The organism is Fibrobacter sp. UWB10 (assembly GCF_900182935.1).
GTDB classification, from domain to species: domain Bacteria; phylum Fibrobacterota; class Fibrobacteria; order Fibrobacterales; family Fibrobacteraceae; genus Fibrobacter; species Fibrobacter succinogenes_O.
Window position 1 is genome coordinate 894,905 of sequence record NZ_FXUE01000001.1, and the last position, 14,671, is coordinate 909,575.

Genomic DNA, 14,671 nt, shown 5'->3' on the forward strand with positions numbered 1-14,671 from the left:
TATTATTCCTCCTCGCCTTCTGCATCAAAGCGTTCATCGACAACATCCTCGTTTTGAGAATCTGCATTTGACATTCTTTCTCTCACAACCGTAACAAATGCAGCGAATTCAGACTCATCTAAGGCAAATTGAATAGATGGATAAAGAACTATTACACGTTCATTGTCTGGCGCATTCCAGTTGACAAATATTAAATTGTACCTAGCAAAAAGTTGCAACGCTGTCTTTATATCTCTTTTAATATCAAATGCACCCTTGAATTCAAATTTTTCAAGTTCTGCATTCAATTCTGGGAACGATACCGTTATTTGTTTTGATAAAGATCCTGATTGAACCTTGTCCATGTACAACGTCCATAAACAGCAAAGAATGATACTTTGAAATTTACTGAATTTCTGCTTAGAAATAACAACATTGGAATCATTATTTTGAAGCATTACAATCCCATTGTCCTTCACCACAAGCTCAAAGCCCATTAAGTTCAAGTAATCCGAAAAAAGTGCTTCATTTGCTTTGATAAAGAAAAATAGTTTACGATTATCATCATCTTTATCACGGACAATGAAGGTTTCTTTCAAAAGTCGGCGACAACTTTTTTTAAACACTAACTGTTCAGAAGAAGTAAGGTCATCCCACATTTCATTAATTGTTGACATTTTTCTTCGCCCTCCAATGTCGAATCTTAAATTCGTCTGATTCGACAAAGTCTTCATCAATTTCTATCAAGTACCCATTTTCACGAGCATATGTCACTGCAGCCATAGATGCAAGAACATCTTTTTTCTCGTTCAGGCTAAGATTAGAACTATCAATTTTACCATTGATTTCTTGACTATCCAAGAATTTTCTCATCAGTTCTTTGGAATATGGATTATACGATTCCCTCTGCAATTGCCGTTTCTGGCGTTCTCGTTCTTCAGCGCTCATCTCGACAACCTCAGCCTCGATATTCGATTGAATACTCTGGTTCTTATGCGGATATTGCAGAGAAGTTTTGTCCACAAATTCGTAATCATGAATATGGAAAAGATACTGGATTTCTTCGTCTATCTTATTCAACCCATCTTCATCAAAATTTTGAACTAAATATCGTATAGTTTCTTCTACATTTCCACGATTATCCTTACCCTTATTTCGAAGAATACGTTCTCGCGCAACAGCAATTTTGATATACGCATTAATCTGGTCCTTAATACGTTTCATAATCTTATTGTAATCATCATGGATAAAACGCCTTGTACTATCTAGCATCCTTATAACCTTATCTTCCGCGTCAGCTCTGGCACAGCCATCTTCATCCATTACACTTTGCGTAAGAGCTCCAAAATATCCAATTCCCTTAAAGTCCTCTAACCGCCTAGATATTTTTTCTCTATACAAATGAATGTTTTGCTGCTGAACAAGGCGCGAATACTCCTTAATAAAGTCACCATCGCAATATTTGATGATGTTTTCTGTCAAGCTAACCAAGGAGCCTTCTCGAAGCATACCCTCAATTATTTTTTTGATAGAAGTGGCAAGTTTCTTTAGAGCTGAGGAAAGTTTGCGAGCTTCGTCATACACAGGCGTCAAAATTAACTTATAAGGATTTTGTTCCCCTTGAGCCCAATGTTCTATAGTATTAAAAATAGTATAGATGGAAACAGAAAATTCCAACCGAGTTGGACGCTTCAGTTTTTCAATAAATTGGGCCAAAGCAATGCCATTATCGGGCATAACAATCATCTTTTCAAGTGTTGTATCATCCGTATCTTCTTCTAACCATCCAGCTTGAACAAAACGCCTAATAACAAAATTTGCCTTTATATTCCAGTCAGACTCTAAACCCAATTCCGTGGCATCTTCGCCTTGAATTTCAATATGATTTTCCAACAGATATGCGGCAATCGTATCACGAACAATATCTCGAAGAATTCTATATGAAATTTCATTATCAAATAGGTTATAAATCTTTAGTAGCAATTCTGAATATACGGCTTGATTTCGGTTCTTGCTACCAAGAATCGTAAAAAAGTCGCTAGGAACAACATCAAAAACGCTAAGCATATTCACAAGAAAATATATGCAAAATTTTTGACACTTTAGTGACAAAAACCTTTTTTTTGACCGAATCCCCGTATTTTCACCTCCAAGCGCCGCATTTTTTTGCATAAATCGACCCGCAGTTCAAACGCTTGACGCCCAAAAACAGCGAGTATAGATTTAGGGCATGACTTACTATTTTATCAGTGATCTACATCTCGATTTCTATGTGTCGCCGGTATTCCGTACCATCGACATGCTGCGCATGGAATTTGAAGTATTCTTTGAACGAAATTTCTTGCCTGCGGATGCATGCTGCATCGCGGGCGATATCGCAAATGACTACTTCAATTACATGGAATTCCTGAAGTTCATTGCCGAGAAATACAAAACCGTTTATGTATGCCTGGGAAATCACGACATCATCACCGAACGCATTGGGGAATTCGGCTCCGATAGGGATTTTCTCACCTCCGAGAGCAAGATAAAATACTTTCTTGCCGAAACCAGAAAAATCCCGAATCTTCAACTGCTTGAAAACCGTATCGCAGATGGTATTGCAGGTTGCATGGGCATGTGCGACTTCAAGTATAAACATGTGCCTTCTGCATCCGAGATGGTGAACAAAATCCTTTGGGCTACGCGCTGGTTCGATGGTCGGCATTGGAACTACAAGTTGAATAATGCCGACAAACTCTGGCGACACTATGATAGGGTGTTCCGCAAGCTCACCGCGCTCCGTCCGAAAATCATGATGTCGCATTTTCTGCCGCTAGAATTTGGCATGGCCGAACGCTATAAACAAGACCCGTGCTCAAACTTTTTCTACTTCCACGGAGCTAAATACCTCAAAAACATGGATGATGGAAGTATTTGGCAAGCAGGGCACACGCACACCGCCATCAAGCGCGAATACACCGACAAACTCGGCAAAAAACACCTGTTGCTTTGCAATCCCGTTGGTTACCCCGACGAAAACCCCTATGCAGAACATGGACTAAAGCGAGAAGACTTTTTGATAGATCTCGACTCCCCCAACGACGAGGCCGTCGCCGCCATGACCGAAGCAAACAAAATCGCCAGCGGCAAGCGTAAGACCCGATCCTACAAGAATGCAAAGGCAATGATTAAAGACATTCTAAGCGAATGATAGAACCCCCCGAAATTAGCAACCGCTTTGATGCAGAAGATATTCGCAAACTGCGCGAATACAATTCCCTAAAGCATTCCAAGATGTCCCACAAAGAAATTCTGGAAGATATCCGACAGGGTGCTGAATCCTTTATGTCAGAATTCAGTAGTTGCGTTGCTGAAAAATTTATCGCCGACAAAATTCAAAATCGGCGACAAAGTGGCGATAAATTTGAAAAACGGCGATAAAAGTGGCGATAAACATCCCCAAAATCGACTCGCAGTTCAAACGCTTGACGCCCAAAATACGCGAGTATAGATTTGGGGCATGAATAATACAATCCAACAGCCACTAAACAGCATAAATAACGCAATCAACATGTACGAACCTACTACAATTATATATATTTGTAGTAGGTTCGTACAGATGCGCAAGAAGAATTTCATAACCGCAGACACAGTCTGCAAGCAAGGGCGAGCACAATACTACGCCACTCTACAAAAAGCGAAACAGGGTCAACTGGTTCGTGTTAAGCGCGGCGTGTACGCCAAAGAAATCGCGCTAGCCGACACCATGGTAGATATCGAAGCCCTGATTCCAGGAGGAATTCTCTGCATGTTCTCTGCTTGGGAGTACTACGGCCTCACAACGCAGGTTCCGCAGCAGTACGACATTGCTATAAAAAGGGGGCGCAAGATTGTTGTACCCCAATACCCAAATTTCAAGCTCCATAACCTCTCTGACAACGCCCTGAATCTTGGCGTTACAACAGAAACTATTTCTGGCTACAAGGTCAAAATTTTTGATCTTGAAAAATGCGTCTGCGATGCCGTAAAATTCCGCAACAAGATAGGCATCGACGTTTGCACAGAAATAATCAAAAACTACCTTAAACGCCCCGACCGCAATATCGCGAAACTCATGAAGTACGCGAAATTTCTGCGAGTTGCCAAGATACTAGAAATGTACCTGGCCATGGGGGTGTAATATGGCAAAAAACATTGCCCATTCCGTCCGGGAACGGCTGCTTAACACAGCCAAGAAACTCGGCGTGGATTATCAAGTGATTCTCACGCGTTATTTTCACGAGAGATTCCTATACAGACTTTCCCAAAGCCCTTACAAGGAAAACTTTTGCCTAAAAGGCGGCACGCTACTGTTCGCCTACGAAAAATTCTTGGCCAGACCCACTTTGGACATGGATTTCAGCGCAAACAAGATTTCCAATAACATGCAAAACATTCGTAATGCCGTTGCAGAAATATGTCAAATAGAATGCTCCGAAGACGGAGTCATTTTCGACACAGATTCTGTTTCTGCAGAATCAATTACAGAATTCAAAGAATACCACGGCGTACGCGTCCATTTTAAAGGATTCCTTGGTTCTATTCGTCAGCAAATTTCCATAGATTTTGGATTTGGCGATTCCATTTTTCCAGCACCACAGGAGCTGCCGTTTCCTAACATTCTGGCAGACACTCCAACCGCGACCCTCATCGCATATCCGCTAGAAACTGTTATCGCCGAAAAGTTTCAAAGCATGATAGAGCTTGCAGATCAAAATTCAAGGATGAAAGATTTTTTCGATATCTACAACATTCTGATAAATTACACTTTTGACCAAGACATCTTGGCCAGTGCAATTCAAAAGACATTCCAAAACAGGAATACCGTCGTGACCTCAGATAGTATTCTTTTTGATTCTGATTTTGGAAACAGCGAGAAAATGAACCGTCTGTGGAAAGCTTTCTTGGAAAAAATTCACTCTAAAGACAATCTTGAATTCAACGATGTTTGGAATTTTATCAAAGGACACCTATCCCGCTTTGTTGAAACAACTACACGATAGCTAGCTACTAAAAAAACTCCCCCAGCTGGAGGAGTTTTGAAGACAGAGGTAATATCAACTAGTGACTTTTACTCGTACAATCCTTTGCTAAAGTAGCGGTCGCCGCGGTCGGGGGCTACGAACACGATGTTTCCGCGGGCACCCGAGGCGATGAGCTTTTTGGCTGCGGTGAATGCTGCGCCCGAAGAGGAGCCTGCAATGAGTCCTTCTTTCTTGGCGAGTTCGCGAGCGCCGCCAAAAGCGTCGTCATCGTTAATCTTGATGACCTGATCCACAAGCGACATATCCATGGTGTCGGCGATAAAGTCATTGCCGATTCCTTCGATGTTGTAGTCGCCATGTTCGCCGCCGCCCATAGTAGAACCTACGGGGTCTGCGAGCACACCCTTGATGTTCGGATTGCGTTCCTTGAGCGCCTTGAGAATGCCGCTGAAGGTACCGCCACTTCCTGCGCCTGCCACCACGTAGTCGATTTGTCCGTCCAAATCTTCGTAGATTTCGGGGCCGGTGGTTTCGTAATGGGCCAGCGGGTTGGACATGTTGCGGAACTGCCTGAGCGAAACAGAGCCGGGAATTTGAGTCAAGAGTTCTTCGGCTTTCTTTTCGGCACCGAGCATGCCGTCTTCACGCGGGGTGTTGATGAGTTCTGCTCCGAGAGCGCGCATGAGCGTCTGCTTTTCTTGCGAGAACTTGGTGGGCACCACGAATATCACGCGGATGCCGCGGTTGAGGGCAGCGAAGGCGATGCCGAGGCCGGTGTTGCCTGCGGTTGCTTCGACAATGGTTCCACCCGGTTTCAGGAGACCCTTTTCAATCGCGTCGTTCACCATGTAAAGGCCGGTGCGGTCCTTCACGCTACCCGAGGGATTCCAGAGCTCGAGTTTGGCAAACAGGTTTACACCTTCGGGGAGTCCCACGTGCGTAAGCTTTACAAGCGGAGTCTTCCCGATTAAAGATTGCATTGATTCATAGTAATGCATATTATGCTTCCTTCGCGGCGTTAATACCGGCGTTCAAATCCAAGATAATGTCATCGACTTTTTCGATACCTACAGACAAACGAATCAGTCCGTCGGTAATGCCCACCTTTTCACGAATTTCCTTCGGAATAGAGGCATGGGTCATGGTAGCCGGATGGCAAACAAGGCTTTCGACGCCGCCCAAACTTTCGGCGAGAGAAATCAGCTGCAGGGCCTTGAAGAATTTCTTGATGTCGTAACCTTCGTACAGTTCGAACGAAATCATGGCGCCACCGTTCTTGGCCTGTTTCTTGTTGATTTCGTAACCCTGAGCGGTCGGAAGGCCCGGATAATAAACATGTTTCACGGCTTCGTGCTGTTCCAGGTAGCGGGCAATGCGTTCTGCGTTTTCGGTATGGCGATCGAGGCGCACACCAAGAGTCTTGATACCGCGAATCAAGAGGAACGAATCGAAGGGGCCGAGCACTGCACCCACGGCATTCTGGTTGAATGCGAGACGATCGGCAATTTCCTTGTTGTTGGTCACTGCAAGGCCAGCCACCACGTCGCTATGGCCGCCCAGATACTTAGTCGCAGAATGCACCACGATGTCGGCGCCAAGTTCCAGCGGACGCTGCAAATAAGGAGTCATAAAGGTGTTATCAACAATGGTCAGAATTCCATGCTTCTTGGCGATGGCAGCAACACCTGCCAAATCCGTCACGGTCAGGAGCGGGTTTGCCGGGCTTTCGATAAAGAAGGCCTTCACATCAGGCGTCACCTTGGTATCGAGCGCTGCCAAATCGGTCGTATCTTCAATAGAATAGGTAATGCCGAGGTTCTTGAAAACTTTGTCCAGAACGCGGAAGGTACCGCCATAAACATTGCTAGAGATAATAATGCGGTCACCCTGCTTAAAAAGCGAAAGCACCGTAGAGGTTGCAGCCATGCCGCTACCGAAAGCAAAGCCTGCTACACCGCCTTCGAGGTCAGCAATCAGCGCTTCGAGCGCTGCACGCGTGGGGTTCCCCGTGCGGGAATATTCCCAACCGGTATTTTCGCCGAGACCCGCCTGCTTGTAGGTAGAAGTCTGGTAAATAGGAACGTTGACAGCACCCGTAACGCTATCGCCATCGATACCACCGTGGATGAGTTTCGTTTCAATGTATTTTGAATTCGACATTTTTGAAGTCCTTTAGCGCCTTGCGCCTTTTAATGTTTAAATTCGAATAAAAAATCCCGCTCCGGAGACAAAACCGAGCGGGAATCTGTTTTAGATAAAAGCCTAAAAACTAGTCGCCCGTTCGACATCGACCCCAACAGCAACAACACATGTTCATCAAGTTTTGAGTCATTTCTTATTTTCCTATAATTTACGTAGGGATAATATAGACAAAAACAATAACGCTGTCAACCAAAAATGGGTTATTTGGTTATACTATTTTTCTTTGGTTCGTTATAGGTTTTAGCTATAAGTCTAAAATTCGAGCCAGCCGGTGTCAAGGCCAGTCACAGGCACAATACGCTTCACATTCTTCTGCGCATCAGTAACCACGGCCATTCCCGTCAGGTAATTCATCCAGCGCTGAGGCGTAAAGGTCATCTTGCAAAAGTGCGTGAGGCACGGAACCACCCAGGCATCATGCGTTGCAAAAATGTTGAAACGACAATTTCCCTTTTCAAGCATCATCGAAAGCATCTCTTCGGAACGGGCAGGCAGCGGAGCAAAAGCTTCTTTATCGCCACGCGGGTTACCCTCAGCCTCATTCTTTAGCCATTCGCAAATGCCTTCGTAAAATCCGGCGCGCAACACCTTGGTATATTCATCGTAATCTTGAACAAAGTATTCCGCCAAGCAATCGAGCTTTTCGATATGCGGATTTTCAACGCCACGGCCCTTGCCTATGAATTCAGCCGTTTCGACACAGCGACCTACCGGGCTTGAATAAAAGCAGATATCGCCTTCGGCAGGAATGCACTTACCCAGCGACAAAGCCTGCTCGCGTCCGCGCTCCGTAAGGCCAACATGCGCACCGAAGTCAGGATCGTTGGGTGTAATATGGTTTCGTTCACCGTGACGCACCAACAGGAACACACGTTCGTCAGACGCAAGCGAAGCAAAGAAATCTACAGCGGGAGTAAAATCCATACCGCATGTCCGATGACAAAACTCAAGATGCCAAGCAGGAATCCGCAAATAATATCAGTCAGCCAGTGCACGCCAAAGTACACGCGCAAAAGTCCCCATGTGAGCGGCAAGAGCATCATGATCCAGCCGTACTGCGGAACCGCATAAAACACCGCCGAGGCCACCGCCAAGTTGTTCATGGTATGGCCAGACGGAAAACTGTACTTGTCGAGAGGCGGAACTTCCGCCTTGATTTGCGGATTCGCCGCAAATGGCCTCGGCCGCTTGGTCGAAAGCTTAACGCCCTCGTACAAGGCGAGCGCCACCACCAAGGCAGCAAGCGCCTGCGCCAAAATCGGCCAAAAATTGGTCCAGCCCAAATGCAAAAAGAGCACCATCGCAAACGCACCCCAAATGTATCCGTCGCCCAGGCGCACGTAAAACTTGAGGAACTTATTCACCTTCGGCGAAAAATGCCGATTCGTCCAATAGACCGAAACCCGGTTGTCAAACTCTGCAATTTTCTTGAACATCGGCGTAAATGTAGTTAATAAAATTCCTATTTTATTAGCCGTTAAAACTAAAAAGGAAACTACAATGCGCGTACTCGTTCTTAATTGCGGCAGCTCCTCGGTCAAGTTCGCCGTTATCGACACCCAGACCAAAGAATCCATCTCCAGCGGCCTCGTCGAAAATATCGGCGTGAATGGCCATGTGAAGGCCAAGGGCCCGGAAGGCAATATCGATTTCAATTTCGATTGCCCGACCCACGCCGAAGCAGTTGCCGAAGTGCAGAAGTTCCTCGCCGAACAGAAGCTCACCGACACCATCGAAGCCATCGGCCACCGTGTGGTGCTCGGCGGCAAGTACGTCAAGAGCGAAAAGGTGACGCAAGAAGTCATCGACTATATCCGCAGCATCACGCTGTTCGCCCCGCTGCACGAACCCGCACACGCCACCGGCATGGAATGCGCCACCAAGTTCTTCCCGGGCCTCCCGCAGGTCGCCGTGTTCGACACCGCCTTCCACCAGACCATGCCGCGCAAGGCCTACCTCTACGGCATCCCCTACAAGTTCTACGAAGAAGACAAAATCCGCCGCTACGGCGCCCATGGCACAAGCCACCGCTTCGTGACCGGCGAAGCCGCCAAGATTCTCGGCAAAAAGCCGGAAGACTGCTGTTTTATTACTGCTCACCTCGGTAACGGTTCCAGCTGCTCCGCCATTTTGAACGGCCAGTGCGTTGACACCACCATGGGCTTCACCCCGCTCGAGGGCCTCATCATGGGCACCCGCTCCGGAAGCATCGACCCGGCAGTGCTCTTCTTCATCAGCAAGAAGTACGGTTACGATATCGACCGCCTCGACAAGCTCGTGAACAAGGAATCGGGCCTGCTCGGTCTCTCCGGACTCAGCAACGACATGCGCACCCTGACGCAGGCCGCAAGCGAAGGCCACGTCGGCGCACAGATTGCCCTCGAAACGTTCGCCTACAGGCTCACCCGCGAAATCGGCGGCATCGCCATGGCACTCCCGCGCATCGACGCCCTGGTGTTCACCGGCGGTATCGGCGAGAACAGCAAGCTTGTCCGCAAGATGGCCATGGACAACCTCAAAATTCTCGGCTACCAGATCGACGACGCCCGCAATGAAGACAACGGCAAGAACTCTGGCCACATTATTTCGAAGGACGGCACGCCGACCGCCATGGTCGTCGCCACCAACGAAGAACTCCTCATCGCCCTCGACACCGAAGCACTGGTGAAGTAAGCTAGGAATTCGGAGTTCGGAATTCAGATTTGATTTCCGAACTGAATTTTCAATATTTATAAATTAAATGCTCCGCTTTAGCGGAGCATTCTTTGTTAATCCTGAATTTTTAATTCCGAATTCTGACTTCTGAAATCTGAACTATTTAATCGTCCATGTCTGCTTGTTCACCTGCAGGATCTTTCTGCCCTGCACCTGAGCGGCAGCGTTACGCACGTCAGCTTCGCTTACCGGGAGCTTGGCCTTCCACATCACGCGGCCCTGCATATCGAACAGTGCCACAGCACCGCGGTTTGCAAGGATTGCGCTCTGCCAGCTGGCCTTCGGAGCAGCGGCAATCGTCGGCCTGATAGAGGTCTTCGGATCAGCACTCAAGATCAAGCGGATAACGCTAGAGCTGGAATCCGTGCCATCTTTTCCGATAAGAGTGAACTGGAACACCGAGCCAACATCGTGTGTTTGACCGGATTTCGACTTCACAATCATGAGGCTGTCCTTAATTTCCCATTCAAGCACCTTTTCGGCAGCCTTCGACAACATCGAGAATTCCAGAGTATCGCCATCGGGGTCGTACATATACTTCTTCAAGTTGATCGTATCGAGCACGACTTCCTTGGCGCCAACATACACCGTATCGATACTCTTGTTGGCCCTGGGCTTATCGTTAACGCATTCAATGCTTGCCGGAATCACAAGTTCAGTCGTAGCACCCTTGGTATCCGTCGCAACCAAAATCAGTTCGGCTTCACCGCAAGCATCTGCAACAGAATTCACCATCAAGTTTCCGCTGTTGAACGTCGGAGCAAGCAGGCTATCGTCGCTTCTTGCCGTAAACGTCAGCGCAGTCACCTTGTCGGTATCATCGGTAAACCAGCTCTGAATTTCAGCCTTGGTATACTTCTTGGCAATCAGGAAGTCTTCCTTGAGGGCAGCAAGGCGCGTGCCCACCGTATCAGCTACACCCTTTACAATAGACGGAGCCTTGTTCTTGTACACAATGGTCAAGTTCACAATCACCGGTTCAGAGGTATCGCCTTCGGCATTCACCACCACATAGACAAACATGTCTTCGCCTTCTTCTTCGGGAGCGGCGTAAGTGAAGGAGCCATCTTCAGCAAGTTCAACCTTACCGTATGTGGCATCTTCAACCAGAACTGCAGTGAGCAAGGACTTTGCGTTGTCGGGGTTCTTATCGTTTGCAAGCACGCCCTTCTTCGCGGTAATTGCATTCACGGTATCCTGCATGACTTCGTAAGCGTCAGCCACAGCAATCGGCGGGTCTGCCACCGGAGTTACCTTCACATAGAAGAACACACTTGCAGTATCCTTACCGTCTACAGCAAACATCGTCACCTTGGCAACACCGTTTGCATTTTCAATCGGTTCCAAATCAACCACATGGTCCGTACCAAATTCGGCATACGTCACTTTGATAATGCCGCTAGACTTCACCTTAACAGGCACGGTTTCGCCTGCAGCGACATCCGGATCAGCGAACTGAAGGTTTGCAAGCGGAATCATGACCGACACCGGATCGAAATCTTCGGCCACCACAAGGGTATCACCAAGCTTATACGAATCTTCGCCGAGAGTCAAGGTAGAATCAGCAATCACCACGGTGAGCGGGTCATCTACATTGGTCACCTTAATGGTAACCGTTCCAATGTTACCCGTTTTCGGGTCATCTTCCTTGGATTCCACAAGCTGGTAGGTAAACACATCTTCGCCAAAGAAATCCTTTTCCGGCGTATAAGTGAATCCACCCGTCTTTCCGTCAAACGTCAAGGTTCCGTGAGCCGTCGGTTCAACAAGTTCAGCCGTAAAGGCATCACCATCCGGGTCGTAGTCGTTAGCCATCACGCCTGTGATAACAGTAGCCTTGGTAAGCTTGGTTTCTTCCTTAACCGTATAGGCATCGTCCACAGCAACAGGGGCGTTTTCACGGTCCACCGTTTCAATGGAGAATTCATAAGCAACCGACTTTTTCGTGGGATCGGTAGCCGTAATGGTGACAGCCGTAGAACCTTCCGGATTCGACTTCGTAATCAAATTGAGAATCTTGGTCTTTTTGTAGAGCGTATCGGCAAACAAGACGAGCTTTGCGTTTTCAATTTCTACCGCATAGGTGAGCTCTTCTTCGTCGGCATCGACAAACACCTTGGTAAGGTCGAGTTTCAAGGTGTCGCCTTCGTTCAGAATCACTTCGTCACCAGCAGCATAACCGGTACCAAGTTCCGGAGCATGCTGTTCGCAATTAGAGCCCAGCCATACTGCAGAAACCGAAATGGTATTCGTTGTTCCGTAGTCAGCTACAAAGGCCTGCTTGTAACCGAACTGGAGAGCCTGTTGCTTGGTAAGGTCCAAGGCCTTTGCTGTACCCCAGCCTTCCTGTTCCAAATCTGCGAACGCGATAAAGGTCGTCGTCATTTTTGTCGCAGCCGGAACCATTGCTCCGTAAAAATCGTAATCCTTAATGGTCGACTGTTTGAATTCCAGTCTGAACGGGACTTCCGCGGTATAGGTCAAGCACACGCCCGCATAATCTTCGAGCGAAATCACCCCGTTGCTTTTTGCCCAGGCAAAGCCCATGCCGGCAGCGCTGCTTTCATTAGTCTTGCTCACAGACAAAGTAAGCACTTTGCTCTTGTCTGTCGCCGTTGTAAGCGTAGCCTTTGCGCCAGCCGCTTCAGTTGCGGTAGCCTTTGCATCGGGGTAAGAATACCATCCGTTCACCGGAGGCACCATACCGTTTCCATCAGCTGCACTCCACACCGTTGCAGAAGCAGCGTAGGCAGAACCTGCCAAGGCGCACAATGCACCCATCCACGAAATCATCTTTTTCACCATAATCGACCTCTTCATGATTCCCAATTCAATCCATCATTCCAAATCTATATTCTGTTAGTTAATAATGCAACTTGGAATAATATGATTTTAAGGCTTTTTTATCCACGAATGTAAACTTTCCGAAACAGACTAGAACCGCTAGTCCGCCCCAAAAACGTTAACCTAACGCGTCGAGTTCTTCGTAGCGTTCGTAGGCTTTTTCGAGTTCGGCTTCGCGGTCCGAAATTTCCTTTTGGAGTTCCACAATTCGGGCTGCATTGGTGAACACTTCGGGCTTGGAAAGTTCCGTCTGGCGTTCGGCGATTTCGGCTTCAAGCTTTTCGATTTTTTCAGGGAGGGCAGCGTATTCACGTTCTTCGTTGTAGCTGCGCTTTTTCTTTTTGGCAGGGGCCGCAGCGCTTGCAGGCGCAGAGGCTACAGTCTCTTTTTCAGCTGCAATACGGGCTGCGTTTGCGGCTTCTTTATCGCGGACTTTCTTTTTGGCTTCGTAGTCGCTATAACCGCCTACCGATTCAAACACGTTTCCGCCGTCTTCAATCGCCAAAATGCTTGTCGCGACAGAATCTAGGAAGGCACGGTCGTGGCTTACGGTAAGCACGGTTCCCTTGTAGTCGGCCAAGAGTTCTGCGAGCAGGTCAAGCGTTTCCATGTCCAAGTCATTGGTGGGTTCGTCAAGCACGAGCACGTTACTCGGGTGGCTAAAAAGGCACGCGAGCAGCAGGCGGTTGCGTTCTCCACCGCTCAAAGCACTAATCGGGCCACGGGCGCGATCTGCCGAGAAAAGGAAGTCTTGCAAATAACTTAACACATGGCGCTTGACACCGTTCAGCACCACGTACTGCTGTCCATCGGCAATGTTTTCAACAAGCGACTTGTCTTCGCGAAGGCGGGTACGCATCTGGTCAAAGTAGGCGATTTGCAGGTTCGTTCCAAGTCGCACATCACCTGTATCGGGCGTGAGTTCGCCCAAAATCAGGCGCAAGAGCGTCGTCTTTCCCGAGCCATTCGGGCCCACAATACCAATGCGGTCTCCGCGGGAAACTTCGGTCGTAAGCCCGCTAATCAGCGGCGTTCCATCGTAAGAATAGCTCACATCGCTGAGTCTTGCCACCAGGCGCCCCGAACGGTCCGCCTCGGTAATCTGCATATTCACATTGCCCGTTCGGGTGCGGCGCGCTGCACGTTCTTCGCGCATTTTAATGAGCGCGCGCACGCGGCCCTCGTTACGGGTCCGCCGCGCCTGGATTCCTTTGCGAATCCAGACTTCTTCTTCGGCCAAGCGCTTGTCGAAAAGCGCATTCGCCTTGTCCTCTTCGGCCAAGGCCTGATCGCGGAACTGCACAAACTTGTCGTACGGAAAATCCCAACTGCGAACACGACCGCGGTCCAAGTCAAAAATACGGGTAGCCACGCGGCGCACAAAGGTGCGGTCATGGCTCACAAAAAGCAAGGCACAATTCAGGCGGGTCACGATTCCTTCGAGCCACTGGATTGCCGGAATGTCCAAATGGTTCGTGGGTTCGTCCAGCAGCAACAAGTCCGGGTCTTGGGCCAAAGCCTGCGCAAAAAGAGTGCGGCGTTTCTGGCCACCGCTCAAACTGTCATAAAGAGCCTCAGGATCAATCCCCGTTTTGCCCAAAATCGCCTCGGCATGAGTATCGTGGGTGCCGTCTTGCATGACCCCCGCCATGACCACGTCGCGGACCGTGCCCTCGATATGGGCCGGAATTTCCTGAATCATGCGCGAAATCTTAAGGCCAGACTTCTTAACAATATCGCCCGACTGGGCCTCGGCCTCGCCCGAGAGCACTTTCAGCAAAGTGCTCTTGCCGCAACCATTGCGGCCGACCAGACAAATCCGGTCGCCGGCCTCGATGTCAAAGCTCACATTGTCGAGCAAAGGGGCGTTCGCCCCGATGCGTAAAAGAAGGTTCTGGGCAGAAAGAATCGGCATAACCCAAATG

The 14,671-nt window shown here is 48.3% G+C and carries 13 protein-coding genes; 5 read left to right on the top strand and 8 right to left on the bottom strand.

The annotated features are described in order from the left end of the window. Nucleotides 1–2 precede the first annotated feature (2 nt). Both QOL41_RS03715 and QOL41_RS03720 read right to left on the bottom strand, forming a co-directional pair. Nucleotides 3–656: a DUF4194 domain-containing protein gene (locus QOL41_RS03715; RefSeq protein WP_283428705.1), complete on the bottom strand. Its 654-nt coding sequence runs from the start codon at nucleotides 654–656 to the stop codon at nucleotides 3–5. Further along, nucleotides 643–2,046 (bottom strand): Wadjet anti-phage system protein JetA family protein, encoded by a 1,404-nt coding sequence (locus QOL41_RS03720; RefSeq protein ID WP_283428819.1) that lies wholly within the window; start codon nucleotides 2,044–2,046, stop codon nucleotides 643–645. The genes QOL41_RS03715 and QOL41_RS03720 overlap by 14 nt, the downstream gene beginning before the upstream one ends. A 163-nt stretch (nucleotides 2,047–2,209) precedes the next feature. Here QOL41_RS03720 and QOL41_RS03725 point away from each other — a divergent pair, with 163 nt between their 5' ends. The 4 genes from QOL41_RS03725 to QOL41_RS03740 all read left to right on the top strand — a co-directional run bounded on the left by QOL41_RS03725 (nucleotide 2,210) and on the right by QOL41_RS03740 (nucleotide 5,003). Then, nucleotides 2,210–3,172 carry a metallophosphoesterase gene (locus QOL41_RS03725; protein ID WP_283428706.1) on the top strand — a complete coding sequence of 321 codons (963 nt, stop codon included), beginning with the start codon at nucleotides 2,210–2,212 and terminating at the stop codon, nucleotides 3,170–3,172. Then, nucleotides 3,169–3,402, top strand: coding sequence for a hypothetical protein (locus QOL41_RS03730; RefSeq protein WP_283428707.1), 234 nt, complete (start codon nucleotides 3,169–3,171; stop codon nucleotides 3,400–3,402). The genes QOL41_RS03725 and QOL41_RS03730 overlap by 4 nt, the downstream gene beginning before the upstream one ends. Nucleotides 3,403–3,580: 178 nt before the next feature. After that, nucleotides 3,581–4,141, top strand: a complete 561-nt coding sequence (locus tag QOL41_RS03735; protein WP_283428708.1) for a type IV toxin-antitoxin system AbiEi family antitoxin domain-containing protein — start codon at nucleotides 3,581–3,583, stop codon at nucleotides 4,139–4,141. Between the two features lies 1 nt (nucleotide 4,142). Further along, entirely contained in the window at nucleotides 4,143–5,003 is an 861-nt protein-coding gene (locus QOL41_RS03740; RefSeq protein ID WP_283428709.1) for a nucleotidyl transferase AbiEii/AbiGii toxin family protein, read from the top strand. A gap of 68 nt (nucleotides 5,004–5,071) precedes the next feature. Here the strand turns inward: QOL41_RS03740 and QOL41_RS03745 are convergent, their stop codons facing one another. From QOL41_RS03745 to QOL41_RS03760, 4 genes are all read right to left on the bottom strand, one after another. Continuing rightward, nucleotides 5,072–5,983, bottom strand: a complete 912-nt coding sequence (locus QOL41_RS03745) for a PLP-dependent cysteine synthase family protein (protein ID WP_283428710.1) — start codon at nucleotides 5,981–5,983, stop codon at nucleotides 5,072–5,074. 1 nt (nucleotide 5,984) lies between these two features. Next, a complete protein-coding gene (locus tag QOL41_RS03750; protein ID WP_283428711.1) occupies nucleotides 5,985–7,145 on the bottom strand; it encodes a trans-sulfuration enzyme family protein in 1,161 nt (386 codons plus the stop codon). A gap of 294 nt (nucleotides 7,146–7,439) precedes the next feature. Next, nucleotides 7,440–8,111: a histidine phosphatase family protein gene (locus tag QOL41_RS03755; RefSeq protein WP_283428712.1), complete on the bottom strand. Its 672-nt coding sequence runs from the start codon at nucleotides 8,109–8,111 to the stop codon at nucleotides 7,440–7,442. After that, the gene (locus QOL41_RS03760; RefSeq protein WP_283428713.1) at nucleotides 8,090–8,623 is read right to left on the bottom strand and encodes a phosphatase PAP2 family protein; all 534 of its coding nucleotides are present in this window, start codon (nucleotides 8,621–8,623) and stop codon (nucleotides 8,090–8,092) included. The genes QOL41_RS03755 and QOL41_RS03760 overlap by 22 nt, the downstream gene beginning before the upstream one ends. A gap of 64 nt (nucleotides 8,624–8,687) precedes the next feature. On the opposite strand from QOL41_RS03760, the gene QOL41_RS03765 reads away from it, so the two are divergent. Continuing rightward, a complete protein-coding gene (locus QOL41_RS03765; RefSeq protein ID WP_283428714.1) occupies nucleotides 8,688–9,860 on the top strand; it encodes an acetate/propionate family kinase in 1,173 nt (390 codons plus the stop codon). 141 nt (nucleotides 9,861–10,001) lie between these two features. Here the strand turns inward: QOL41_RS03765 and QOL41_RS03770 are convergent, their stop codons facing one another. Both QOL41_RS03770 and QOL41_RS03775 read right to left on the bottom strand, forming a co-directional pair. Continuing rightward, on the bottom strand, nucleotides 10,002–12,722 hold the full coding sequence (locus QOL41_RS03770) for a cadherin-like domain-containing protein (RefSeq protein ID WP_283428715.1): 2,721 nt from the start codon (nucleotides 12,720–12,722) through the stop codon (nucleotides 10,002–10,004). A 142-nt stretch (nucleotides 12,723–12,864) separates the two neighbouring features. Next, on the bottom strand, nucleotides 12,865–14,661 hold the full coding sequence (locus QOL41_RS03775) for an ATP-binding cassette domain-containing protein (RefSeq protein WP_283428716.1): 1,797 nt from the start codon (nucleotides 14,659–14,661) through the stop codon (nucleotides 12,865–12,867). Nucleotides 14,662–14,671 lie beyond the last annotated feature (10 nt).